Source organism: Streptomyces sp. XD-27, assembly GCF_030553055.1.
Taxonomy (GTDB): Bacteria; Actinomycetota; Actinomycetes; order Streptomycetales; family Streptomycetaceae; genus Streptomyces.
On record NZ_CP130713.1, the window covers coordinates 4,665,387 to 4,688,133 of the forward strand.

A 22,747-nucleotide genomic window follows, 5' to 3' on the forward strand; every position below is an offset into this window, starting at 1 on the left:
CCCTGTGACCCATGTCACGGGAACCGGCCGTCGTCGTACGGACAGTTCCAGACGTGACGACGACTCTGCGCACTCGGATCCGGGACGGCGATCCCGACGCCTTCGCGACGCTCTTCGACGACTACGCCCGCTCCGTCTACAACCACGCCTTCCGGCTGACGGGTGACTGGGCGACGGCTGAGGACGTCGTGTCGCTGACCTTCCTGGAGGCCTGGCGGCTGCGTGCCAAGGTCGACGCCGAGGGCGGCAGCCTGCGGCCCTGGCTGCTGGGCATCGCGACCAACACCGTCCGCAACACCAGACGCGCCGCCCGCCGGCACAGCGCCGCGCTGTCCCGGCTGCCCCGCGACACCGCCGTCCGCGACTTCGCCGACGAGGTCGCGGGCCGGATCGACGACGCCGACCTGCTCGCCGCCGTGACCTGCGCGTTAGACGCGCTGCGCCGCCCCGAACGCGAGGTGCTCGCGCTGTGCGTGTGGTCCGGGCTGGACTACGCGGCCGCCGCCGACGCGCTCGGCGTTCCCGTGGGCACGGTGCGGTCCCGGCTGTCCCGGGCCCGCAAGAAGCTCGCCGCGGCGGTGGAGAAGAACGCGGCGCAGAAGAACCGGGAACCCGGCCGCCGCCGCGCACAGGTGAGAGATGGCCGCACCTCCGCGGCCAGGCCCATCCAGGAGGGAAACCGATGAACGACATCCCGCCGCTCCCCGAGCGCGACCTCCCGCCGGGCCGTCACCGACTCCTCAAGGAGCACCTGATGAGCGAGATCCGGCAGTCCGAGGCGAAGACCGCCGAAGAACCCCGCACCCGCAGGGCGTGGCTGCGCCCGGCCGTCGTGGGCCCCGCCCTCGCGGGCGCCCTCGCGTTCGCGGTGGTCGCGGGGATGGCGGTGACGGGCATGGACGACGGCGAGGGCGTGCAGGTCGGCCGGGACGGCAAGGCCACCTACGCCTTCGCGCCGCGGGTCAACGCGGACACCAAGGACAACGCGCCCGAGGTGCTGTCCCGCATCGCGACCGTCGCCGAGAAGTCGAAGGCCGTCGGGGGCATCCGCGACGACCAGTTCGTCTACATCCGCAGCACGGTCGCCTTCGTGGAGACCTTCAAGGACAAGGCGCCCCGCCTCGACCCGCTGCACCGCCGCGAGATCTGGGAGTCGGTGGACGGCTCCCGCTGGGGGCTCCTCCGCGAGCCCGGTGTGGAGACCAACGAGAACGAACGGCTGGAGCCCGAGGCCGGCCCGGGCGAGACCGGATACGACATGTCCACCACCTACCGCCACCTCCAGACCCTCCCCACCGATCCCGACGAGATGGTGAAGTGGCTCTACGCCACGGTGGAGAAGAACGACAGCGACGTCGAGCCGGACCAGGCCGCGTTCGTCCTCGTCGGCGACCTCATCAAGGAGTCGCTGATGCCGCCGAAGGTGAGCGCCGCCCTCTACCGGGCGGCCGCGCGGATCCCGGGCGTCGTCGTGGTGCCGGACGCGGTGGACGCGACCGGCCGACACGGGGTGGGGGTCGCTCGGATCGACTCGCGTGACCACAGCACCCGCCACGAATGGATCTTCGACAAGAAGACGATGGAGTACCTCGGCGAGCGCAGCGTCGCGATCAACGACGAGTTCGGCGCCGAGCCCGGCCAGGTGCTGGGCACCACCGCCGTGCTGGAGCGGGCCGTGGTGGACAAGGCGGGTCAGCTCCCGCGCACCGTGAAGAGCTGACGCGGCGCACGCGCCGCGTCGATCCCTGCCCGGTCGGCTGATACGGGGGTTCAGCCGGCCGGCGGGGCGTCCTCGGGGCCGTCGTCCTTGCGGCGCGGCCCCTCGTCGGTCCCGTCGCCCTTGGTGTCCTTGCCCTGCCGGTCGTTCAGGGACTTGAGGAACTCCGGGTTGTCGTCCGGCGCGACCCAGCCGCCGCGCCGCCCGCCCCGGCCGATGCCCCCGCCGCCGCCCGCGGCGAGCGTCCGCTGCCGCCCGGCGATCAGCCACGAGATCGAGCCGACGACCGGGAAGAGCAGCACCAGGATCGCCCAGATGGGCTTGGGCAGGTGGCGGACGTCCTGCTCGTCGGTGGTGATGCAGTCGATGAACGCGTAGATGCTGAGCGCCAGCGGTACCAGAATCAGCAGCACTCGGAGCATGGAGCCGTCCCCCTGCGTGTGGTGAGCGGGCCCGGAACTACGGCCCGGGGTTCCGCACCAGGGTAGACCGCGCCCGACGTCGGCCGGTCACGGGCGATGGCGGATACTGGACCGCATGGCTTATGGCGATCTTCGTTCCTTTCTGCGGGCTCTTGACCGGGAAGGCGACCTCAAGCGTGTGAAGGTCGAAGTCGATCCGTACCTGGAGGTCGGCGAGATCACCGACCGGGTGAACAAGGCGGGCGGCCCGGCGCTGCTCTTCGAGAACGTCAAGGGCTCGTCGATGCCGCTGGCCATGAACGTCTTCGGCACCGACCGCCGGCTGCTCAAGGCCCTGGGCCTGCGCTCGTACGACGAGATCACCGAGAAGATCGGCGGGCTGGTCAGGCCGGAGCTGCCGCAGGGCTTCGGCGGGATGCGGGAGGCGTTCGGCAAGCTCGGCAGCATGGCGCACGTGCCGCCGAAGAAGGTCAAGGACGCGCCCGTCCAGGAGGTCGTCCTCCGGGGGGACGCGGTGGACCTGGAGGCGCTCCCGGCGCTGTTCACTTGGCCGAAGGACGGCGGGTCGTTCTTCAACCTGGGGCTCACCCACACCAAGCACCCCGAGACCGGGGTGCGGAACCTGGGCCTGTACCGCCTCCAGCGCCACGACCGGCGCACCATCGGCATGCACTGGCAGATCCACAAGGACAGCCGCAACCACTACCAGGTGGCGGCGCGGCGCGGCGAACGGCTGCCCGTGGCCATCGCCTTCGGCTGCCCGCCGGCCGTGACGTACGCCTCCACCGCGCCGCTCCCCGGCGACATCGACGAGTACCTCTTCGCGGGATTCCTCCAGGGCAAGCGGGTGGAGATGGTCGACTGCAAGACCGTGCCGCTCCAGGTCCCGGCGCACGCCGAGGTGGTGCTGGAGGGCTGGCTGGAGCCGGGGAAGACGCTGCCGGAGGGCCCGTTCGGGGACCACACGGGCTTCTACACCCCGCAGGAGGCTTTCCCGGCGCTGACCATCGACTGCGTGACGATGCGTGAACGGCCGCTGCTCCAGTCCATCGTGGTCGGTCGCCCGCCGACCGAGGACGGGCCGCTGGGGCGGGCCACGGAGCGGTTCTTCCTGCCCCTGCTCAAGATCATCGTGCCGGACATCGTGGACTACCACCTGCCGGAGGCGGGCGGCTTCCACAACTGCGCGATCGTCTCGATCGACAAGAAGTACCCCAAGCACGCGCAGAAGGTGATGCACGCGATCTGGGGCGCGCACATGATGTCGCTGACCAAGCTGATCGTGGTGGTCGACGCCGACTGCGACGTGCACGATCTGCACGAGGTGGCCTGGCGGGCGCTGGGCAACACCGACTACGCGCGCGACCTGACCGTCGTCGAGGGCCCGGTGGACCATCTGGACCACGCCTCGTACCAGCAGTTCTGGGGCGGCAAGGCGGGCATCGACGCGACGAGGAAGCTGCCCGAGGAGGGCTACACCCGCGACGGCGGCTGGCCGGAGATGGTCGAGTCGGACCCGGATACGGCCGATCGCGTGTCGCGCCGCTGGAAGGAGTACGGACTGTGAGCGCCTCGGCCGCCGCCGTGCCCCAGCCGGGGCGCACCAGGGCCTTCCTGCGCCTGGTGATGATCGAGCACTCGGTCTTCGCGCTGCCCTTCGCCTACATCGCCGCCCTGACCGCGATGTTCGCGGACGACGAGCGCGTCCATTGGGGCGAGTTGCTCCTGGTGACCGTCGCGATGGTGGGCCTGCGGACGTTCGCGATGGCCGCCAACCGGATCATCGACCGCGAGATCGACGCGCGCAATCCGCGCACCGCCGGCCGCGAACTGGTCACGGGCGCGGTCTCCGTGCGGTCCGCGTGGACCGGTGCGCTGATCGCGCTGGCCGTCTTCCTGGGCGCGGCCGCCCTGCTCAACCCGCTGTGCCTGGCGCTCGCGCCCGTCGCCGTGGTCCCGATGGTGGTCTATCCGTACGGCAAGCGGTTCACGAACTTCCCGCAGGCCATCCTGGGCCTCGCCCAGGCCATGGGGCCGGTCGGCGCCTGGCTCGCGGTCACCGGGGCCTGGTCCTGGGACGCGGTGATCCTCGGGCTGGCCGTCGGCGTCTGGATCGGCGGCTTCGACCTGATCTACGCCTGCCAGGACGTGGAGACGGACCGGGAGCAGGGCGTCGGGTCGGTTCCGGCGCGTTTCGGCATCCCGGCCGCCCTGTGGGGGGCGCGCGGCTGCCATGCCGTGACCACCGCGCTGCTGGCCTGGTACGGGCTGGCCACGGGTGCGGGAGCGTTCTTCTGGTTCGGCCTGCTGGTCGTCGCCGCGGCCTTCGTCTACGAGCACACCGTGGTCCGTCCGCACGACCTGTCGCGGCTGAACCGTGCCTTCTTCACGGTCAACGGTTTCGTCGGCATCGCGCTGTTCGTGTGCGCGCTGCTGGACCTGCTCGTGCGCGGACTCAACGCATGACCGCCGCCGGATAGGCTCGGCCTGTGGAGCCGCGTGAACAGCACAGCCAGAGTCCGGACCGTGCGGGGGCGCCGCCGCGCCGCCCCTGGGTGGTGGGTGTCTCCGGAGCGTCAGGGACGCCGTACGCCGCCTCGGTGCTGCGCGGGCTGCTGTGGGCGGGCGAGGCCGTGGACCTGGTGGTCAGCCGGGCGTCGCGGCTGACGCTGCTGGACGAGACGGGGATCGCGTTCCGGGACGCGCACTGGCAGCAGGACCTGCGGGCGTGGCTGGCGCGCGGCGCGGACGGCACCCCCGACGCGTACGAGGTGGATGTGTCGGGTGTGCGGCACTGGGCGGCCGGGGACCTGGCGGCGGGCCCGTCGTCGGGTTCGTATCCCGTCAAAGGGATGCTGATCGTCCCGGCGAGCACGGCGTGTGTGGCCGGGGTGGCCCTCGGCCTGTCGAAGGACCTGCTCCAGCGGGTGGCGAGCGTGACGCTCAAGGAGCGGCGGCCGCTGGTGGTCGCGGTGCGGGAGACCCCGCTGAACGGTCAGACGCTGCGGCATCTGGTGGCGCTGGACGAGGCGGGCGCCGTGGTGCTGCCCGCCTCGCCGGCGTTCTACGCGGGGGCGACGCGCATCCAGGATCTGGTGGACTTCGTCGCCGGGCGGGTGCTCGACGCGGCCGACGTGCCGCACAAGTTGTACCGCCGATGGGAAGGGGAGCTGCGCGGTGGCGGCGGCTCCCGGGGGGAGGGCTAGCGCTTCTTCTTGGCCGCGGCGCGCTTCTCGGCGCGGGTACGGCGGGAAGCCGAAGCGGGCTGATGGGCACGCGAGCGGTTGGCCAGCTCCTGCAGCTCGCGCATGCGGGCGTAGGCCATCTCGATCGTGTACACGGTAGGACTCATCTCCTGAGGATCGACGTTGATCGCTTGAAAGATTTACAGGGCATCGGGCCCTGATGCCTTAGATTCTACATGTAAATCGGTGAGATCGCAGAACAATGGAAGGCTCCAGGCATATGGACGCGGTGGACAGGCAGCTCATCCAGGCCCTCCGGGAGAACGGCAGGGCCTCATACGCGGAGCTCGGCCGGCTGGTCGGCCTCTCCGGCCCGAGCGTCACGGACCGGATCAACCGCCTGGAGGCGGCCGGCGTGATCACCGGCTACCGCGCCACCGTGGACGCGCCCTCCCTCGGCCTGGGCGTGACGGCCCTGATCGGCATCCAGCTCTCCGACGCCACCGACCACGAGGACGTGGCGCAGCGGCTGCGCGAGCTGGCCGAGATCGAGGACTGCTGGTTCATCGCGGGCGACGACTCCTACATGCTCAAGGTGCGGGCGTCCGACGTGGACGGCCTGGAGCGCATCATCCGGCGGCTGTCCGCCACCAAGGGCGTCTCGCGCACGCGGACCACGATCGTGCTCTCCACGAAGTGGGAGAACCGGGTCGGCGAACTTCCCGAAAACGTCTAGGGCTAGGCTCGTCAAGACCCGAAACGCAGACATATGGGAGGCGGCGGCCGCATGACTGCATCTGCATCGATGGATGTGGGACTCAAGCGCGAGCTCGAGCAGAAGGTTCGCGCCGGAGAGCGGCTGTCCCGTGAGGACGGCCTCGCCCTGTACGCGTCCGACGACCTGGCGTGGCTGGGCGGGCTGGCCCACGAGGTGCGGACACGTAAGAACGGTGACGTCGTCCACTTCAACGTCAACCGCCACCTCAACATGACGAACGTGTGCACCGCGTCCTGCGCGTACTGCTCCTTCCAGCGCAAGCCGGGGGAGAAGGACGCGTACACGATGCGCATCGAGGAGGCCGTGCGCCTCGCCAAGACGATGGAGGGGGAGAACCTCACCGAGCTGCACATCGTCAACGGCCTGCACCCGAACCTGCCCTGGCGCTACTACCCGCGCTCGCTGCGCGAGCTGAAGGCGGCGCTGCCGAACGTCTCGCTCAAGGCGTTCACCGCGACGGAGATCCACCACTTCGAGAAGATCTCGGGCCTGAGCGCGAGCGAGATCCTGGACGAGCTGATCGACGCGGGCCTGGAGTCCCTCACCGGCGGCGGCGCGGAGATCTTCGACTGGGAGGTGCGGCAGCACATCGTCGACCACGACACCCACTGGGAGGACTGGTCGCGCATCCACCGGCTGGCGCACGAGAAGGGTCTGAAGACCCCGTGCACCATGCTGTACGGCCACATCGAGGAGCCCCGCCACCGGGTCGACCACGTCCTGCGCCTCCGGGAGCTCCAGGACGAGACCGGCGGCTTCCAGGTCTTCATCCCGCTGCGCTACCAGCACGACTTCGTGGACATGAAGGACGGCAAGATCCGCAACCGCCTCCAGGCGCGGACGCAGATGGCGACGGGTGCGGAGGCGCTGAAGACCTTCGCGGTCTCCAGGCTGCTGTTCGACAACGTTCCGCACGTGAAGGTCTTCTGGGTGATGCACGGCGTGCAGACGGCCCAGCTCGCGCTGAACCACGGCGCGGACGACATGGACGGCTCGGTCGTCGAGTACAAGATCACCCACGACGCGGACAACTACGGCACGCCGAACAAGCTCACCCGCGACGACCTGCTGGAACTGATCCGCGACGCGGGCTTCCGCCCGGTGGAGCGGAACACGCGGTACGAGGTCATCCGCGAGTACGAGGGCCCGGACCCGGCCCGCCGCGAGTCCCCGCAGCCGATGCGGGTGTGACCCCGGCCTCCGCCCGGGACCCGCGCCGCGCCGTACGGGTGTGACCACCGGCTCGGCGGGGTACCCGCGGGCGCCCAGACGGTGTTCAGCTCGGGTGACCCGGACGCCCGGGTGGTGCTCGTCGGCTCCACTGGAGCGGCTGGCGCCGCGCGGCTTGTTGGCGCGGGCATCGACCCCGACGAGACCTACGTCACCAACGCGGTCAAGCACCCGTCGTTCCGGGTCGCCAAGCAGCGCGGCATGCTGCTGCCCTGCGTGCGGACGACCGCGAGTCGGTCTACCAGGGCCTCGTCGACGACCTGCGCGTGGCGGCGGACGCGCTGAAATGATCCATAAGGGGACGTGATTCACTGGTTGCCTGGCAGTACAGGATCTCCCCGCAGAAAGAAGTCCGGCCGTGCCTCTCAAGCCGAACGCGACGTTCCGCTACACCGTCATGCGTCTGGGTGTCTTCGCCGCCTGCTTCCTGGTCATGTGGGCCCTGGTCTACTTCAAGGTGGTCCCCGCCGGAGCCAACGACTCCAACTTCTTCTGGGTGCTCCTGCTCGCGCTCGTGGTCTCCGCGCCGCTGAGCCTGGTCCTGCTGCGCAAGCAGCGCGACGCCATGTCCGAGCAGATCGTCCCGAAGGTCGACCGCTTCAAGGAGAAGCTGGCCGCCAACCGCGGCCAGGAGGACGGTGTGCAGGACGGCGTGTAAGCCTCGTCACATACCGATAGCGCGCCCCGCCCCCAGCACCCGCTGGCAGGCGGGGCTTTGGCGTTCCCGGGGCATTCCGGGGCCCCTGCCCCCCAAAGAATCCCTTTGGGAAGCCCAAAGCCAGGGTGTTAACGTGTTCGACATGAAGACAGCAGCCGCGCCCCCGATCCCCGCGAGCGTTCCGCTCGTGGCGCGCCTGCACATCGATCTTTGCCGCTGCATGTCATGCGCGGTCTGTCGCCGCCGCTGACGCTTCTCGCACGCAGCGGCCGGAGATCCGACAACGGACCCTCCGGCTTTCTCATGTCCCCCCATTCCTGTCCCCGGAGTGTGTCCGTTGTCCTCCACGTCGTCCACGCCGCCCGAGTCCATATCGAAGGCGTTCCGTCTCCCCAAGGTCCCGTTCTGGGCGCAGATCCTGCTGGGTCTCGTCCTGGGCGTGCTGCTCGGCTGGGCCGCCCGCAGCGGCGACATCGGCTGGCTGGTGACCACCCTCGACAAGATCGGCTCGATCTTCGTCCAGCTGCTCAAGCTGGCCGTCGCCCCGCTGGTCTTCTTCGCGATCCTCGTCTCGATCACCAACCTGCGGAACGTCAACAACGCCGCCCGGCTGGCCACCCGCACCCTCCTGTGGTTCATGGCCACCTCGCTGATCGCGGTCGCCATCGGCCTCACGATCGGCCTGCTGACCAACCCCGGCTCCGGGACCGGCCTCACCCCCAAGGACGGCGCCAAGCCCGAGCACGCGGGCTCCTGGCTGGACTTCCTCACCGGCATCGTCCCGGAGAACGTCGTCACCCCGTTCACCGAGCTGAACGTCCTTCAGATCGTCTTCATGGCCGCCGTCGCCGGCATCGCCGCCCTCCAGCTCGGCGAGAAGGCCAAGCCGATCCTCGACCTCAGCCAGGCCGTCCTGGAACTGCTCCAGAAGGCCCTGTGGTGGGTCATCCGGCTCGCCCCGCTGGGCACCCTCGGCCTCATCGGCTTCGCCATCGCCAAGTACGGCTGGAACCTGATCGGCAAGTACGCCACCTTCACCGCCGACATCTACATCGGCTGCGCCCTGGTGATGTTCGGCGTCTACCCGCTGCTGCTGGCGACCGTCGCCAAGGTCAACCCGCTCCAGTTCTTCCGCGGCGCCTGGCCCGCCATCCAGCTCGCCTTCGTCTCCCGCTCCTCCGTCGGCACCATGCCGCTGACCCAGAAGGTCACCGAGCGCCTGGGCGTCCCGAAGGAGTACGCGTCCTTCGCGGTGCCGTTCGGCGCCACGACCAAGATGGACGGCTGCGCCTCGATCTACCCGGCCATCTCCGCGATCTTCATCGCCCAGATCTTCGACGTGCACCTCGACCTCGGCGACTACCTGCTCATCGCCTTCGTCTCGGTCGTCGGCTCCGCCGCCACGGCGGGCCTGACCGGCGCGACCGTCATGCTGACCCTGACCCTGTCCACGCTCGGCCTCCCGCTGGAGGGCGTCGGCCTGCTGATGGCGATCGACCCGGTCCTGGACATGATGAGGACGGCCACGAACGTCGCCGGCCAGGCGCTGGTCCCGGTCGTCGTCGCGGCGAAGGAGAAGATCCTGGACCGCGAGGCGTACGACTCCGCGACGGCCTCCCCGATCGACGCGCCCGACGCGATCGACGTCCGCGAGGCCGAGCAGAAGGCGACCGTTCCGGCGCCTGCCTGACCGCGCGACCGCCGCGCCGCGTGGCGGCGGCGGTGACATGCACCGTGCCCCGGCCTCATGGGAGATGAGGCCGGGGCACGCTGCTGTATGGATGACGGTCAGAGGAGGTGGATGCCGAGGTCGAGGTCGAGGTTGAGGTCGATGTCGGCGTCGAGGCCGAGGGCTACGACGAGGTCTGCGTCCACGGCTGTTGCCGCGTTGACGTCGCCATTGACGCCGGCCGAGTTGCCGGCCGAGACCTGGGTGCCGCCGGCGGCCATGGCGGCGGGGGCACCGAACAGGATGAGCAGGGATGCGGCCGCTACGGTGCCGGCAGCGAGTCGTTTGCGCACAGGTTCCCCCTCGGGTTGCGTGACATTGAGCCGAGGCTTGCCGGGGTTACGGCGTGTCACCCGGATACGTGGCGCGAATCCCCCGAATGAGTGACGGGGGAGGGGTGGGGCCCCTAGTCGTCGACGGCGCCGGGGGCCAGGGCCGGGGCGGGGAAGGCGTGTCGGGCCTCGCCGCCGGACCACCACACGCCGATGGCGAAGACCGCGGCCGCCTCCAGCAGCGCCGCGCGCTCCAGCCCGCCGCAGGCCATCGGGTCGCAGCCCATCGACGTGACGAGCTCCGCCACCAGCGCGGCGGTGGACGGCGCGTCCGCGCAGAAGGGCACGGCCAGCGGCGCGCCCTCGAAGGCCGGCCGCGGCAGGGTCCAGATGCTCTCGTGGCAGATGCCGAAGACCTTGGCGACATGCGCCTCCGGCGCGGCGGCCGCGAGACGTTCGGCGACCGAGTCCGTGCCGCCGGCCGTGGTCAGCCCCGGGCCGTCGGCGCCGGGCGCCATCGGCACCGTGCAGTCGAGCAGGGTCCGCCCGGCGAGGTCCGGGCCCAGGTCTTCGACCAGCTTGGGTGCGACGTCGGCGGGTACGGCGACCAGCACGGCCTCGCCGTACCGCGCCGCCTCGACCAGGCCGCCGTGCCCGGCGGCACCGATACGGTCCGCCATTCCGGCGGCGGCCGCGGCGTCCCGCCCGCCCACCATGACCGAGTGCCCGGCCCGCACCCAGGCCCCGCCCAGCGCCGCCGCCATGGCGCCCGTACCGAGAATGCCGATGCGCATCGTCCCGCTCCCGTTCGTGTCGTGGTTCGTGTCGTGGGATGTTGTGCCGTGTGTCATGACCTGGACGCTAGGCGGGCCGATGCACACCATTCGGTACGCATCGGCAGGGCAGGATGTCCGCATGGGAGCAGCACCGGACGACACGGGACCGCGGGACGGCATGGGAGCCCCGGGGGAGGCCACGGGAACGCCGGGCGAGGACACGGGAGCGCCGCGGCAGGACATGGGCGGCGACCCGTTCGCGGCGGACTGCCGGGCCCGGATCGCCTTCGAGGTGCTGGCCAACCGCTGGGACAGCGTCGTCGTCTTCGTCCTCGGCGAGAACGGCCCGATGCGCCCCCGCGCGCTGCTGTCCCGCATCGGCGGCCTCAGCCCCAAGGTGCTCAACGAGGCGCTGCGGCGGCTGGAGTACAACGGCCTGGTGGAGCGCCGCCGTTACGCCGAGGCCCCGCCCCGCGTCGACTACACCCTCACCGAGGCGGGCACCGCCCTCCTCGCCCCGATCCGCGCACTGGGCGCCTGGGCCGCGGTCCACGGGGACGCCGTCCTGGCGGCCCAGGACCGCTTCGAGAGGTCCCGCGTGTCGAAGGCCCCGGACGGGGCGGATCGCGACTGACGCCTGGGCGAGCCTGATGCAGCGTTATACCTCTTTTCCTACGGCAGACTTGGTCCACCAAGTGGAAGCGAAGAGGGGGCGTTGTGGAGTGCTGGCTGGCCTTGGAGGGCCCGGACCGGTTCGACGCGAAGGCGGATCTCAGCGATTGGCTGGCGAACGAGCCTGAGTTGCGTGCCCGGGTACGGTCGGGACCGGCCGCGCCGGGCCCGGGCGAGCTGGGCGGAGGATGGGCCGACACGCTCGCCGTCACCCTCACCAGCGGCGGGGCGCTGACGGTCCTGGCGCGGACCCTGGCCGTCTACCTCAAGCAGCCGCGCCGCCGCAACGCGCAGGTGAAGGTCGTCGCTCCCGACGGGCGCAGTACGGAGGTCTCCGTCGAGCACGCGAAGAACGTCGCCGAGGTGGAGGCCCTGCTGCGGGCGGCGCTGCGCGCGCAGGACGAGGGTCGGGCCGACGACGGGGGCCAAGACGGTGAGCCGACGGGGAGCCGGTGACCGTGCGGCTGCCTGACCGGGACCGTTCCCGCGCCGTCCTGATCGGCGTCGGCGCGTACGCCAACTCCGAGCTGCCCGACGTGCCGGCGGTCCACAACAACGTGCGCGACCTGCGCCGCGAACTCACGAGGACGCGCGGCGGGGCGTTCCACCCCGAGCACTGCGTGGAGATCACCGACCCGGTGGAGGGCGGCAGCGTGGGTCGTCAGCTCCTGCACGCGGCCAAGCAGGCGGAGGACGTCTTCCTCGTCTACTACGCGGGCCACGGGCTGGTGGGCGCACGGAGACGCGAGCTGTATCTGGCCCTGGGCGAGACCGATCCGGAGGCCCTGTTCTATACGGCGATGCCGTTCGAGGGGGTACGCGAGGCGTTTCTGGCCAGCCCCGCCAAGAACCGGATCCTGCTGCTGGACTGCTGCTTCTCCGGGCGCGCGATCGGCGAGCACCTCTCGGACGACGCGTCGGTGGTGATGGGCCAGCTCGACATCTCCGGTACGTACATCCTGACGTCGGCGGCGGCGAACGAGCCCGCGATGGTGGAGCCGGGGGCGCGGCATACGGCGTTCACCGAGGAGCTCATCGCGCGGCTGCGGGAGGGCGGTCTGACGCTGGACGGGCTCTACCGGGAGCTGCACCGGTCGCTGACGGGGCGCGGGCTGCCCGCGCCGCAGCGGTGCGGGACGGAGACGGCGCAGGAACTGGTGCTTGCGGAGGGACCGGCGCAGTCCGCTCCGGCGCCTGCCGGTACCGCGGACGGTCCGCCATCAGCGACGGAAGACCCCGAGACGGCGGTGGCCGCGCTCCGGCCGCTGGCCAAGGCGGACCTTGTGACGCATGGTGAGGCATTCGCCGATGCGCTGCAGAAGTGGGCGGAATGGCTCTTCGGCGAGGATCGCTGCGAGGAGGGGCGGGCGGCGGACGATGAGGCAGTACGTGTCTTCCGGGCGCTGGCCAAGGAGGACTCCGCTCGGTACCGCCCTCGCCTGGCCGGGGCCCTGCGCGAGCTGAGCACCGGTCTGGATGCGCTGGGCCGGTTGGAGGGGGCGAGGGCTGCCCTCGAAGAGGCGGTGCGGCTGTACCGGGAACTGGCAGAACAGGAGCCTGCCCTCTACCGCGTTCACCTCGCCCATACCCTGGATCTTCTGGGCAGCATCCTGACCGAGCGGGGGCGGCATGTGAAGGCGGCGCTCGTCCACGGCGAGTTGGCCGGACTCCGCCGCGGCGCGCTTGAGGAGGGAGACCTCACGGAGCGACCGGTCCTGGCACGGGTGCTCAGTGAACTGGCTGTGAATCTCCGTGAGGTGGCGAAGTACGAGGAGGCGCTGGAAGCCAGTGACGAGGCGGTGCGGCTGTACCGCGAGCTGGTGGCGGAGGACCCCGCGGGTTACAACACCCAGCTCGCCTTCGAGCTGAGGAACCAGGGATATCTCCTCGCCAAGGCCGCACGGCTCGATGAGGCGTTGCAGGCGAAGGACGAGGCGGTGGACATCTACCGGGTCCTGGCCGAGGAGGACGAGAAGCGGTACGGCGGACCGCTTGCCGATGCCCTGATGGCCCTCGGCAAGGACCTGACAGAACTTAATCGGCATGCCGAGGCGCTGGCGGCGGACACGGAGGCCGTGGAGCTGCTCCGGCCCTTGGCGGAGACCAACCCGGCGGCCTACCGTCCGAAGCTCGCCGACGCGCTGAAGTACCAGGTCATCGACCTCAGAGGACTGCACCGGGAGGCGGAGGCGCAGAAGCTCGACGAGGAGGCGAAGGCGCTGAAGGCGCTCGATGCGGCGGAGTAGCGACGCGCCCCGGCTTCGCCGAGTTCCCGTTCGGAACAGGCCCCGTTCGGAAGATCTCCGTTCAGGACGAGGCCAGCCGCAACGTCAGGGAGCCCGCGACCAGCAGCAGGAACGGCACCGGGGCGGGGAGATGCGCGTAACGGCGGGAACGCAGGATGGCGGCCATCGCGCCGACGTAGTACAGGATGAGGCCGACCGAGGCCGCGACCGCGATCGCGGTCACGCGGAGGCCCACGAGCAGACCCAGCACGCCGGCGGCCTTGAGGACGCCCAGCGGGGGAAGCCACGTAAGCGGCACGTTGTAGCTGGTCATGGTGTCGAGGATCCACTGGGGACGCGTGAAGTGGTTGCTGGCTGAGTACCCGTTGGCCGCGGCGGCCAGGACGGTGACGACGACGTAGGCCGTGAACATGGGGACACTTCCGTGGGTGAGGGCTGTTGGGCCCACTCTCGCGACGGCCCCGCTCACCCGTCCAATAGCCGTTTCCATAGCCTGGCGGCATGGATGTCGACACGCGGTTGCTGCGCTCCTTCGCCGCCGTGGCGGAGGAGGGGAACCTGACCCGGGCCGCGCAGCGGCTCTTCGTGGCGCAGCCGTCCCTCACCAAGCAGATCAAGCAGTTGGAGAGCCAGCTGGGTGTGGAGCTGTTCGTGCGGTCCCGGGCCGGAATGGCCCTCACCGAAGCGGGCCGCGTCCTCGCGGGCCAGGCGGGCGCGCTGCTGTCCGACTGGGACCAGGCCGTGCGGGACACCCGAGGCGCGGCGAGCCGGGAGGCCCGCGCGCTGCGGGTCGGGTTCGTCGCCAGTGCCGCCAACGAGTCCACGCAACGCATCATCGCCGCGTTCGAACGGCGTCGCCCGGGGTGGCGGATCGCCATGCGGCACACCGATTGGACCGATCCCACGGCCGGTCTCGCCGACGGACGGGTGGACGCCGCCTTCGTGCGCCTGCCGTTCCCGGGCCAGGTGGCCTTCCGCGTGGAGGTGCTGTTCACCGAGCCCCGCTGGCTCGCGCTCCGCGCGGCACATCCCCTCGCCCAGCTCGAACAGATCCCGTTCCACGCGCTGCGCGACGAACCGTTCGTGGCGGCCCCACCCGAGACGGGCTCCTGGCGGGACTTCTGGGTGGGCGATGACCAACGCGAGGGCCACACCGCCCGTGTCGGCGCCATCGCCCGCAACACCGACGAATGGCTGACCGCCATTGCCAACGGCTACGGAGTCAGCTTCACCCCGGCCGCCTCCGCCCGCTTCTACCCCCGCCCCGGCGTCGCCTACCGGCCCGTCACCGGCATCGGCCCCAGCCGGGTCGGCGTCGCCTGGCCAGCCGCCTCCACCCATGACTCCGTTATCCAGGACTTCGTTCGCTGCTGCCTGGACTGCCGTCCCGAGCACCATGACCAGTTCACGAGTCGGGGGGACCATGAGTGAGCACCTGGGCCCGTCGGAGCGGGCCGGCGACGACGGCGCCAGGCGGACGCGGGACAGGTCGGCGCGGGGCCCGGCGCCGCCGCGCCGGGCCCGCCGGTCTCAGGAGCTGTAGAGCTCGGTCATCTTGGTGATGGTGTTGCCGTCCAGCGCGACTTCGTAGAAGTTGCCGGTGCAGGACAGCCCCTCGGGCGTCTTGGCCTGCCCGCCGTCGTAGTTCTCGCCGTTCGGGTCCGCACAGAGCTTCACGTGCGCGAGGCCGCTGTGCGGACCCTTCTTGTCGGTGTAGTTCGGCTCGTTCACCGTCACCTTGGCGTCGGGGGAGAGGGCGAAGGTCTTCAGCTCCCCGACGGGGTGGTAGGCGGAGCCGCCCGGCGAGGTGGCGGTGCAGGCGTCCTTGGCCTCTTTGGCGATGACGTTGTTCATCGCGCCCTCGACGTTGTTGACCCAGATGACCTTGTTGCCCGGCGCCACCTTGTGGCAGTCGCCCCCGCCATCCGGCGTGGCCGGGTCGCCGTGCGGCTTGGGCTTGCTGGATGCGGTGGCGGAGGCGTCCGTCTCCGTACCGCCGTCGTCCTGGCAGGCGGTCAGCGTGAACGCCGCGGAAACCAGCACCGCGGCTGCCAGGGCACGACGAATCTGCATGTTCGGTGTCTCCCCCGTGAAGAGCCCCGGAGCCAGGGGGCGTCCGGGGCGAGTTCGAAATGGAAAAAGATGGCCGCCGCTGTCGGTGTGACGGGCAGTCATCTGGCCGAATCGTACAGCCATGCTCATGCCCAATTGATCATTGAACTGTATGGTGTGTGAAACAGGTGCCAGGGCGCTCGGGCTCAGGCGAAGACCACTTCGGCGGCCGCCAGCGTCAGTCGCGAGAGCCCGCTGGCGGCGCAGTCGGTGTTGGGGTGGGCCGCCACGGGCACGGCGGTGACCGTGTCGCCCCTGAGCGGACCGCGGGTGATCTCGGCGCTGACGGTGATCGTGCCCCGTTCCGGGTCGGTGTTCACGGTCCAGGTGTAGCCACTCCTCTCGCCGGTGTTCCAGGCGATCGTTCCGGTGCCCGTGGCGGTGAACAGCAGCGAGCACGGTGTACCGGAGTCGGCCGTCGCGGAGCCCGTGGCGCTGACCGTGGCAGAGGCCATCGTGTAATGGCCGTTGGCCGAGGTGCAGTTGCTGAACTCTGCCGAGGCGTCCACCTCTGCGCTGGCGTTGGGGCCGGAGAGCGGCGGGTCGAAGTTCAGCTCGGCGGAGGCCGTACAGGTCAGGTCACCCGCGGCCGCGTGGGCCGAGGCGGCGGGGAGGACGAGCGAGGCGGCCGCCAGGGTGCCGGAGGCCGCGAGACGGCCTGCCGTCCGCATCAGACCACGGTGCTGGGGGGTGCGCGAGATCATGCCGGTGTCTCCTGTCGTGAGAGCGCAGTCATACGACTGCGCTCATATGCGTGCGCCGGAGGCGGCAGGAGAAACCACGTCTGCACGGCGCGTGAGCGGGGAGACGGGCGCGCGGGTGTGTACGAAGGGGCGTGCGCGGGGGCGGGGCGCCGCCCCCATGTCGCGTTAAGGCAGTTCGGCGAACTCGCCGCGCTTGATGGCTGTGACGAAGGACGACCAGGCGGCTGAGGTGAAGACGAGCGCGGGGCCGTCGGGGTCCTTGCTGTCGCGGACGGGCATGACACCGGGGTGGCCGTCGGCGACCTCGACGCAGTTGTTCGCCCCGCCGTCGCTGTAGCTGGACTTGCGCCACGCGGTCGGGGTCGTCATGAGAACTCGCCCCGCTTCACGGCGGATACGAACGAGGACCAGGCGTCGGACAAGAAGAGCAAGGCTGGGCCGTTGGGGTCCTTGCTGTCGCGAACAGGCATGACACCAGGGAAGCCGTCGGCGACCTCGACGCAGGTGTTCGGGCCCGTGTCGCTGTAGCTGGACTTGCGCCACGAGGCGGTGCTCAGGTCTATGCCGGGGGATCGCATGGTGAGCTGTCCTCCATCAACTGCTCGATGAACGCCACGGAATCCCGGGGCGGCAGGGCCAAGTCTCGCAGTGCATCGTAGGTCAGCCTCAGCCGCTCGACGCTCTCCGGCTCCTCGTACAGTTCGCCACCCATGAAGCTTTCCAGCCAGGCCACGGTATTGCCGCCGGGGCGCATGAGGAGGATCAGCGACTGGCCCTGGACATTGTGCAGTCCCACCGAGAAGGGCAGCACCCGCACAGTCACGTTCGGCTGTGAGGCCGCCTCCACTACGTGGCTGAGCTGTTTGTGCCACTCCTCCGTGTCAAGTAGGGGGCGCCTGAGCCCGGCCTCATCGATGATCGCCCTCAGCTGCACAGAAGGCTGACGCCGCAGGAGTTCCTGCCTGCCCATCCGCGCCTCAAGCTGCCCCTCCAACTCGGCGGTGTTTTCCGGCCCATGCGGAACGGTCCACAACCATGCCCGAGCGTATGCCTCGGTCTGGAGGATGCCCGGAATGGCGCTGCCCGCGTAGTGCTCGATGGCTGTGGCTTCCGCCTCAAGCTCCAAGTACCGCACGTACTTGTCGCGGAACGTGGCTCGGTCCTTCGCCAGCTCCCACAGAATCATCAGGTGCGGCGTCGTCCCGTAAAACGTGTCCAGTGTTTCGATGGCCTCCGGGCCGCCAAGGCTTCTTCCGGTTTCCAACCGGTGCAGATATGAGTAGTCCCAACCGACCTTGTCCGCCAGCTCCCGCACGGATATCCCGGACTTCTTGCGCAGCCGTGTGAGTTCCTCGGCCAGCATCTCGCGAGGTGTTCGCACACCGTCCTTTGAGATGGGTTTCCGTGGCGGCATCGAACACCCCTCCGTTGCACAAGCAGGTAGGCCACGTCCTGCAACACCATGCCGAGTGCTGCAACGTGACCCTCTGGTCACGATAGGTGAACTTCCGCCAGGCTGAGGGGCATTCAAGCGAAGACCCCCGCGACGTTCGTGGCGTCCGGGGGCGTGGCCATCAACCCCGGGAGGTTGACGACATGCCGAAGACTATCGGCAGGACCTTCGAACCGCAGCCGAATCCCCCTCAGCAGGGCGGAGATCAAGACAACCCGCCGCACCCAGCCCCCACCCTCACAGAACTCGGCCAGCGCGCCGACGACCTCGCCGCGCAGATCCGGGACCACCTCGCGCGGGAGGGGCGGAAATGACCCGCGCGTCCTACCGCTTCCGCGAGTACGCGATCACGCCGGACACCGAGCCCGACGCCGAGCCGCACACGTACGCCATGACCTGCGCGGTGTGCCACGAGCGCGGGCACCGCAGCGAGGACATGGACGACGCGCACGAGTGGGTGGTCCGGCACCTAAAGGCCAACCCCGAACACCTCACGTACCGCGAGCACATCACCCGCCCGTACCGCGCCGTCCCCGGGACGTGGCTGTGAACGCGCGCACGGCGGACCCGGCGGGCGGCACGATCGTCAAGGGTGCCGAGTGGGTGCTCAGCGCCGAGACCGCCGAAGGGGCGCCGCGGGGGATCTTCGGCGCGCAGTGCCTCCGGTGCGGGGACGAGTGCTGGATGGACGACGACCGGCGGCCGGTCGAGGCGTGGATCATCGACCACACGCGCAGCGACGCGGCGCACGCGCAGTTCCGGTTCACGACCGAGCGCTTCTGCCGTGTCGACCCCGCGCCCGCCGCCCCGGCACCCGGCCCCACGCTGACGGCCGCGGCGGCTCCGGCTCCGGCCCCGGCCGCGGCCCCGGTCTCGACCCCAGGCCACGGCCACCGCCCGCCCCGCGCCCGCGCCCACGCGCTCCCGCGTACCTCCCGGAGCGGGCCCGCGAGGGCCCTACGCCGCGCGCTCGCCCGCACCCTGGCCCGCGCCCGGCGTTACGCGGGTCCCCTGCTCCTCGTACTCCTCGTGGCCGGGTCCACCGCCTTGGGCGCCCTGCTCGCCACGAGTTGAACCGACGAACCACAAGACCCGCACAAGACCCGAAAGAAGGAGATGAGCTGTGGTCGCCGACGGCAAGCACAAGGGAGATCCCGCCCCCATCAAGCCCTGGACGCCTCCGCCACCGCCCCCGCCGGACGGCGACCGGCCGCAGAAGACGCAGAGGTCGCAGAAGGAGTCGCAGAAGGAGAGGTCATAGCCAGTGGCACACGACTGGCGCCCGCGCCACGCAGCGCTCCTGGATGCCCTGGAGGCGTCCGGGGCGCTGCGCCCCGACTGGCGCCCCGCGTTCGACCGGGTGCCGCGCCACCTGTTCATCCCCGGTCAGGTCTGGACGCAGGAGGCCACCTGCGTACCCGTCACGACCGAGGCGGCGTGGTGGGACCTGGTGTACCGCGACGTGCCGATCGTGACGCAGGTCGACGACGGCCGAAGCGGCGGCCCCGGGGTGGCGACCTCGTCGAACTCCATGCCCACGATGGTCGCCCGGATGCTCGCGGCACTCGACGTCGCCGACGGGCAGCGGGTGTTGGAGATCGGGACCGGGTCCGGCTGGAACGCCGCGCTGCTCGCCGCCCGCCTCGGATCCGGGAACGTCACCACCGTCGAGGTCGATCCGCTGCTGGCGGAGCGGGCGGCGCGCGCCGTCAAGGAGGCGGGGTACGGCCCCCACGTCGTCTACGGCGACGGCGAGCGCGGGTGGGCGCCCGGCGCGCCGTACGACCGGGTCGTCGCCACGTGCTCCGTGCGCCGTATCCCGTACGCGTGGGTGCGGCAGACGGCGCCGGGCGGGGTCATCGTCGCGCCGCTGGCATGGGACTTCTGGTCGGGCCTCCTGGTACGGCTCGTCGTGGCGGACGAGGGCGCTGACCGGGTGGCGTCCGGCGGGGTGCTCGGGGGCGCGCGGTTCATGCCGATGCGGTCCGAGCGGCCGCACGAGGGGCTCGCCGTCGACGATGGCACCGCCCGCCGCGCGACCGCCACCGGCAACGGCACCGGCACCGTCTCCCCGGACGGCCTGGCCGGTCTCGCCGGTCTCGGCTTCGCGCTGTACGCGGGACTGCGGCTGCCCGGTGTCGTCATGGCCGACGGGGAGCACGACGGCCGCTCTCAGGTGTGGCTCCACGACCGCGCGGGGTCGGCGGCCACGGCGACGGCGGAGGAGGTGTGGCAGTACGGGCCCCGGGACCTGTGGGACGAGGTCGCCGCCGTACACGCCGACTACGTACGGGACGGCAGCCCGGACGCCGACGCGTTCGAGGTCGCGGTCACGGCCGACGGCCACCACGTGCGGCGGCGGTCCCGGCAGCCGCGGGCGGACGGCTGAGATCGCGCCGGGAGCCGGGAGCCAGGGCCGGGGCCGTGGGCCTGGAGCCGGGGGCCAGGGCCGGGGCCGTGGGCCTGGAGCCGGGGGCCAGGGCCGGGGGTCGTGGACCTGGGTCGCGGCGAGGGGCACGACCGGTCACGGCCTCGCCGTGTCGATCACCTCGTCCAGGACGTCACGCGAACGCACCAGATCCGCGATCGTCCGATCGATGCGGTCCCGTTCCGCCGTGAGGTCGGCGATCAGCCGCGGCGTGGCGATCGCGGACGGGCCGCCGTCCGCGTCCCGCATGCAGGGCAGCAGCTGCGCGATCTTCTTGCTGCACAGGCCCGCGGCGTAGAGCGCCTGGATGCGGATGACCCGGTCCACCGCCCACTCGCCGTAGTCGCGGTGGCCGCCGGGGGTGCGCTCGGCCCTCAGCAGCCCCTGCGTCTCGTAGTAGCGCAGCGACCGCTCGCTGACGCCGGTGCGTCGCGCCAGTTCACCGATCCGCATTCCCCACCTCGCATACCGGCTGAGCGACTTGAATCTGACACTGATGTCAACTTCTACCGTACCGGCATGACGGACACAGCCACTGCCTCCCGCCTCTTCGAGCCCGCCCGCCTCGGCGAGCTGCGCCTGCCCAACCGCCTGGTGATGGCGCCGCTGACCCGCAACCGCGCCGCGGCCGACGGGGTTCCGCTACCGATCATGGCCACCCACTACGCCCAGCGCGCCTCCGCGGGTCTGATCATCGCGGAGGGGTCCACGCCGAACGCTGTGGGGCAGACGTACCCGAACATCACCGCGATCCACAACGAGGCGCATGTGGCCGGATGGCGCCGGGTGACCGACGCGGTGCGCGCCGCCGGCGGCCGGATGTTCCTCCAGCTCCAGCACGGTGGCCGGGTCGGCCACCCCGAGACCAGCGGGCTGACGCCGGTCGCGCCCTCGCCCGTTCCGCTTCCGGACACGATCCACACGCCGAGCGGGCGCCAACCCGCCGTCGTACCGCGCGAGATGACGATCGAGGACATCCGCTCCACCGTGGCCGACTTCGCCGCCGCCGCGCGCAACGCCATGGACGCGGGCTTCGAGGGGGTGGAGGTGCACGCCGCCAACGGCATGCTTCTGCACCAGTTCATGACGCGGGGTACCAACCGCCGCACCGACGCCTACGGCGGCTCGGTGGCCGCCCGCATCCGCTTCCCCGTCGAGGTAGTCCGGGCCGTCGCCGACGCGATCGGCCCCGAGCGGGTGGGCGTGCGCATCGCGCCCGGAGCCACCTTCAACGGCATCGAGGAGGGCGACGCCGAGACCCTCTACCCGGCGCTCATCGGCGCCCTGGCGGACGCCGGGCTCGCCTATCTGCACATCGTCTTCGCCGACCCCGATGACACTCTCTTCCAGGACATACGGAAGAACTGGCCGGGCGTGCTGATGGCCAATCCGCGGCTGCCGTGGCCGGGGCCGATCCCCGCCGACGGGGGGCGGCGCGAGGGTGAGCGGCTGCTGGCCGCGGGGGCCGACCTCGTGGCGCTGGGCCGTGCGTTCCTCGCCAATCCGGACCTGGTCGAACGGCTGCGCGTCGGCGCGCCGCTCAACCCGGTGCGCGACCAGTACTTCATGTACGTGGGCGGCGAGACCGGCTACACCGACTACCCCGCCTTGGCGGACGGCCCGGCCTTGACGGACGACCCAGCCTTGGTGGACGACCCGTCCGTGGCGAAGACCCCGGAGCGGGCCGCCGCGGCCGCGGCCTCCGCGGCGCGGTCGGCGGTCGGCTCGTCCAGTGGGGCATCGGTGGTCAGCAGGCGGTAGTAGAGGGGGGCGGAGACGGCGCGGATGACCTCGCGGGTGTCGGTTCCCTCCGGCAGCTCGCCCCGCTCGACGGCCTGTCGGACGCACGGCTCCCACTCCGCGACGCGGGTCTCGTAGAAGCGGTGGAGGGCGGCGGCCGTCTGCTCGTCGCAGGTGGCGGCGGCGATCACGGCCTTGAAGAGGGCGCCCTGGCGGGGGTCGGCCAGGGTGCGCTGGACGAGCCGGGCGTTGGCGCGCAGGTCGCCCAGCAGCGTCCCCGTCTCCGTACGCGGCAGCGACTGCTCGGCCATGTCGGCGAGCAGGTCGGCGACCAGAGTGGTCGGCGTCCCCCAGCGCCGGTACACCGTCGTCTTCCCCACCTCGGCGCGGCGGGCCACGTCGGCGAGGTCGAGGCGGGCGAGGCCGCCTTCGGCGAGCGCGTCTCCGGCGGCGCGCAACACGGCGGCCCGTACGCGGGCGGTCCGCCCGCCGGGGCGCACGGTGCCTGGCTCCACGCTTCCCGGCTCCACACTTCCGGAGGTCATAACGGGACTCCAATTCCATTAATGGGTTGGCCTCTGCTACGTTAGACCCATCTTAAACGGGACGCGGGTCCCGTTAGGGG

The 22,747-nt window shown here is 71.0% G+C and carries 30 protein-coding genes and 2 pseudogenes; 20 read left to right on the forward strand and 12 right to left on the reverse strand.

From position 1 onward, the window contains the following. The first annotated feature begins 11 nt into the window (after nt 1–11). Nucleotides 12–686 carry an RNA polymerase sigma factor gene (locus Q3Y56_RS20095; RefSeq protein WP_304463264.1) on the forward strand — a complete coding sequence of 225 codons (675 nt, stop codon included), beginning with the start codon at nt 12–14 and terminating at the stop codon, nt 684–686. Continuing rightward, nucleotides 683–1,720, forward strand: a complete 1,038-nt coding sequence (locus Q3Y56_RS20100) for a CU044_5270 family protein (RefSeq protein ID WP_304463265.1) — start codon at nt 683–685, stop codon at nt 1,718–1,720. Before Q3Y56_RS20095 ends, Q3Y56_RS20100 begins: the two co-directional genes overlap by 4 nt. A 50-nt stretch (nt 1,721–1,770) precedes the next feature. Here the strand turns inward: Q3Y56_RS20100 and Q3Y56_RS20105 are convergent, their stop codons facing one another. Then, the gene (locus Q3Y56_RS20105; RefSeq protein WP_304463266.1) at nt 1,771–2,139 is read right to left on the reverse strand and encodes a PLD nuclease N-terminal domain-containing protein; all 369 of its coding nucleotides are present in this window, start codon (nt 2,137–2,139) and stop codon (nt 1,771–1,773) included. Nucleotides 2,140–2,254: 115 nt separating this feature from the next. Between Q3Y56_RS20105 and Q3Y56_RS20110 the strand changes: the two genes are divergently transcribed. Genes Q3Y56_RS20110 through Q3Y56_RS20120 form a run of 3 tightly spaced genes read left to right on the forward strand, consistent with a single transcriptional unit; the run spans nt 2,255 to nt 5,345 of the window. Continuing rightward, complete coding sequence (locus Q3Y56_RS20110) at nt 2,255–3,706, forward strand: menaquinone biosynthesis decarboxylase (protein WP_304463267.1); 1,452 nt, start codon at nt 2,255–2,257, stop codon at nt 3,704–3,706. Then, the gene (gene mqnP, locus Q3Y56_RS20115) at nt 3,703–4,605 is read left to right on the forward strand and encodes a menaquinone biosynthesis prenyltransferase MqnP (RefSeq protein ID WP_304463268.1); all 903 of its coding nucleotides are present in this window, start codon (nt 3,703–3,705) and stop codon (nt 4,603–4,605) included. The genes Q3Y56_RS20110 and mqnP overlap by 4 nt, the downstream gene beginning before the upstream one ends. Before the next feature lie 23 nt (nt 4,606–4,628). After that, nucleotides 4,629–5,345: a UbiX family flavin prenyltransferase gene (locus tag Q3Y56_RS20120; protein ID WP_304463269.1), complete on the forward strand. Its 717-nt coding sequence runs from the start codon at nt 4,629–4,631 to the stop codon at nt 5,343–5,345. On the opposite strand, the gene Q3Y56_RS20125 is transcribed toward Q3Y56_RS20120, so the two are convergent. Next, entirely contained in the window at nt 5,342–5,491 is a 150-nt protein-coding gene (locus Q3Y56_RS20125; protein ID WP_304463270.1) for a hypothetical protein, read from the reverse strand. The two genes, Q3Y56_RS20120 and Q3Y56_RS20125, sit on opposite strands and share 4 nt — an antisense overlap. Nucleotides 5,492–5,604: 113 nt before the next feature. Here Q3Y56_RS20125 and Q3Y56_RS20130 point away from each other — a divergent pair, with 113 nt between their 5' ends. The 5 genes and pseudogenes from Q3Y56_RS20130 to Q3Y56_RS20150 all read left to right on the forward strand — a co-directional run bounded on the left by Q3Y56_RS20130 (nt 5,605) and on the right by Q3Y56_RS20150 (nt 9,680). Further along, the gene (locus Q3Y56_RS20130) at nt 5,605–6,060 is read left to right on the forward strand and encodes an Lrp/AsnC family transcriptional regulator (protein ID WP_304463271.1); all 456 of its coding nucleotides are present in this window, start codon (nt 5,605–5,607) and stop codon (nt 6,058–6,060) included. A 69-nt stretch (nt 6,061–6,129) separates the two neighbouring features. Further along, nucleotides 6,130–7,293, forward strand: coding sequence for an aminofutalosine synthase MqnE (gene mqnE / locus Q3Y56_RS20135; RefSeq protein ID WP_304465698.1), 1,164 nt, complete (start codon nt 6,130–6,132; stop codon nt 7,291–7,293). A gap of 75 nt (nt 7,294–7,368) precedes the next feature. Then, nucleotides 7,369–7,622: pseudogene (locus Q3Y56_RS20140) on the forward strand (hypothetical protein); the annotation flags it as partial. Between the two features lie 68 nt (nt 7,623–7,690). Then, entirely contained in the window at nt 7,691–7,990 is a 300-nt protein-coding gene (locus Q3Y56_RS20145; protein ID WP_304463272.1) for a DUF4229 domain-containing protein, read from the forward strand. A 337-nt stretch (nt 7,991–8,327) separates the two neighbouring features. Then, nucleotides 8,328–9,680: a dicarboxylate/amino acid:cation symporter gene (locus Q3Y56_RS20150; RefSeq protein ID WP_304463273.1), complete on the forward strand. Its 1,353-nt coding sequence runs from the start codon at nt 8,328–8,330 to the stop codon at nt 9,678–9,680. 98 nt (nt 9,681–9,778) lie between these two features. On the opposite strand, the gene Q3Y56_RS20155 is transcribed toward Q3Y56_RS20150, so the two are convergent. Both Q3Y56_RS20155 and Q3Y56_RS20160 read right to left on the reverse strand, forming a co-directional pair. Then, nucleotides 9,779–10,012 (reverse strand): hypothetical protein, encoded by a 234-nt coding sequence (locus Q3Y56_RS20155; RefSeq protein ID WP_304463274.1) that lies wholly within the window; start codon nt 10,010–10,012, stop codon nt 9,779–9,781. Between the two features lie 113 nt (nt 10,013–10,125). Beyond that, nucleotides 10,126–10,842 (reverse strand): NAD(P)-binding domain-containing protein, encoded by a 717-nt coding sequence (locus Q3Y56_RS20160; protein ID WP_304463275.1) that lies wholly within the window; start codon nt 10,840–10,842, stop codon nt 10,126–10,128. 166 nt (nt 10,843–11,008) lie between these two features. Here Q3Y56_RS20160 and Q3Y56_RS20165 point away from each other — a divergent pair, with 166 nt between their 5' ends. The 3 genes from Q3Y56_RS20165 to Q3Y56_RS20175 all read left to right on the forward strand — a co-directional run bounded on the left by Q3Y56_RS20165 (nt 11,009) and on the right by Q3Y56_RS20175 (nt 13,685). Next, complete coding sequence (locus Q3Y56_RS20165) at nt 11,009–11,401, forward strand: helix-turn-helix domain-containing protein (RefSeq protein WP_304465699.1); 393 nt, start codon at nt 11,009–11,011, stop codon at nt 11,399–11,401. Between the two features lie 83 nt (nt 11,402–11,484). Further along, nucleotides 11,485–11,895, forward strand: coding sequence for a hypothetical protein (locus Q3Y56_RS20170; protein WP_304463276.1), 411 nt, complete (start codon nt 11,485–11,487; stop codon nt 11,893–11,895). A 2-nt stretch (nt 11,896–11,897) separates the two neighbouring features. Next, complete coding sequence (locus Q3Y56_RS20175) at nt 11,898–13,685, forward strand: caspase family protein (protein ID WP_304463277.1); 1,788 nt, start codon at nt 11,898–11,900, stop codon at nt 13,683–13,685. Nucleotides 13,686–13,746: 61 nt separating this feature from the next. Here the strand turns inward: Q3Y56_RS20175 and Q3Y56_RS20180 are convergent, their stop codons facing one another. Continuing rightward, nucleotides 13,747–14,097 carry a DoxX family protein gene (locus Q3Y56_RS20180; RefSeq protein ID WP_304463278.1) on the reverse strand — a complete coding sequence of 117 codons (351 nt, stop codon included), beginning with the start codon at nt 14,095–14,097 and terminating at the stop codon, nt 13,747–13,749. 89 nt (nt 14,098–14,186) lie between these two features. On the opposite strand from Q3Y56_RS20180, the gene Q3Y56_RS20185 reads away from it, so the two are divergent. Continuing rightward, a complete protein-coding gene (locus Q3Y56_RS20185; RefSeq protein ID WP_304463279.1) occupies nt 14,187–15,116 on the forward strand; it encodes a LysR family transcriptional regulator in 930 nt (309 codons plus the stop codon). Between the two features lie 99 nt (nt 15,117–15,215). On the opposite strand, the gene Q3Y56_RS20190 is transcribed toward Q3Y56_RS20185, so the two are convergent. The 5 genes from Q3Y56_RS20190 to Q3Y56_RS20210 all read right to left on the reverse strand — a co-directional run bounded on the left by Q3Y56_RS20190 (nt 15,216) and on the right by Q3Y56_RS20210 (nt 17,864). Continuing rightward, nucleotides 15,216–15,758: a hypothetical protein gene (locus Q3Y56_RS20190; protein ID WP_304463280.1), complete on the reverse strand. Its 543-nt coding sequence runs from the start codon at nt 15,756–15,758 to the stop codon at nt 15,216–15,218. A gap of 185 nt (nt 15,759–15,943) precedes the next feature. Next, a complete protein-coding gene (locus tag Q3Y56_RS20195) occupies nt 15,944–16,501 on the reverse strand; it encodes a hypothetical protein (protein WP_304463281.1) in 558 nt (185 codons plus the stop codon). 165 nt (nt 16,502–16,666) lie between these two features. Continuing rightward, nucleotides 16,667–16,870 (reverse strand): DUF397 domain-containing protein, encoded by a 204-nt coding sequence (locus Q3Y56_RS20200; RefSeq protein WP_304463282.1) that lies wholly within the window; start codon nt 16,868–16,870, stop codon nt 16,667–16,669. Then, on the reverse strand, nt 16,867–17,079 hold the full coding sequence (locus Q3Y56_RS20205; RefSeq protein WP_304463283.1) for a DUF397 domain-containing protein: 213 nt from the start codon (nt 17,077–17,079) through the stop codon (nt 16,867–16,869). The genes Q3Y56_RS20200 and Q3Y56_RS20205 overlap by 4 nt, the downstream gene beginning before the upstream one ends. Continuing rightward, nucleotides 17,061–17,864: a helix-turn-helix transcriptional regulator gene (locus Q3Y56_RS20210; protein WP_304463284.1), complete on the reverse strand. Its 804-nt coding sequence runs from the start codon at nt 17,862–17,864 to the stop codon at nt 17,061–17,063. The genes Q3Y56_RS20205 and Q3Y56_RS20210 overlap by 19 nt, the downstream gene beginning before the upstream one ends. 233 nt (nt 17,865–18,097) lie before the next feature. On the opposite strand from Q3Y56_RS20210, the gene Q3Y56_RS20215 reads away from it, so the two are divergent. From Q3Y56_RS20215 to Q3Y56_RS20235, 5 genes are read left to right on the forward strand one after another with little or no spacing between them, the layout of a single operon-like run. Next, nucleotides 18,098–18,268, forward strand: a complete 171-nt coding sequence (locus tag Q3Y56_RS20215) for a hypothetical protein (protein ID WP_304463285.1) — start codon at nt 18,098–18,100, stop codon at nt 18,266–18,268. Continuing rightward, nucleotides 18,265–18,504, forward strand: a complete 240-nt coding sequence (locus Q3Y56_RS20220; protein ID WP_304463286.1) for a hypothetical protein — start codon at nt 18,265–18,267, stop codon at nt 18,502–18,504. Before Q3Y56_RS20215 ends, Q3Y56_RS20220 begins: the two co-directional genes overlap by 4 nt. Continuing rightward, nucleotides 18,501–19,028 carry a hypothetical protein gene (locus Q3Y56_RS20225; protein ID WP_304463287.1) on the forward strand — a complete coding sequence of 176 codons (528 nt, stop codon included), beginning with the start codon at nt 18,501–18,503 and terminating at the stop codon, nt 19,026–19,028. The genes Q3Y56_RS20220 and Q3Y56_RS20225 overlap by 4 nt, the downstream gene beginning before the upstream one ends. Before the next feature lie 49 nt (nt 19,029–19,077). After that, nucleotides 19,078–19,215 carry a hypothetical protein gene (locus tag Q3Y56_RS20230; RefSeq protein WP_304463288.1) on the forward strand — a complete coding sequence of 46 codons (138 nt, stop codon included), beginning with the start codon at nt 19,078–19,080 and terminating at the stop codon, nt 19,213–19,215. A 3-nt stretch (nt 19,216–19,218) separates the two neighbouring features. Next, entirely contained in the window at nt 19,219–20,343 is a 1,125-nt protein-coding gene (locus Q3Y56_RS20235) for a methyltransferase domain-containing protein (RefSeq protein ID WP_304463289.1), read from the forward strand. 135 nt (nt 20,344–20,478) lie between these two features. Here the strand turns inward: Q3Y56_RS20235 and Q3Y56_RS20240 are convergent, their stop codons facing one another. Then, complete coding sequence (locus Q3Y56_RS20240) at nt 20,479–20,835, reverse strand: MerR family transcriptional regulator (RefSeq protein WP_304463290.1); 357 nt, start codon at nt 20,833–20,835, stop codon at nt 20,479–20,481. Between the two features lie 66 nt (nt 20,836–20,901). Here Q3Y56_RS20240 and Q3Y56_RS20245 point away from each other — a divergent pair. Continuing rightward, nucleotides 20,902–21,993 (forward strand): annotated as a pseudogene (locus Q3Y56_RS20245) (alkene reductase); the annotation flags it as partial. Here Q3Y56_RS20245 and Q3Y56_RS20250 read toward each other — a convergent pair. Continuing rightward, the gene (locus Q3Y56_RS20250; RefSeq protein WP_304463291.1) at nt 21,981–22,667 is read right to left on the reverse strand and encodes a TetR/AcrR family transcriptional regulator; all 687 of its coding nucleotides are present in this window, start codon (nt 22,665–22,667) and stop codon (nt 21,981–21,983) included. The pseudogene Q3Y56_RS20245 and the gene Q3Y56_RS20250 overlap by 13 nt on opposite strands. Nucleotides 22,668–22,747: the final 80 nt, after the last annotated feature.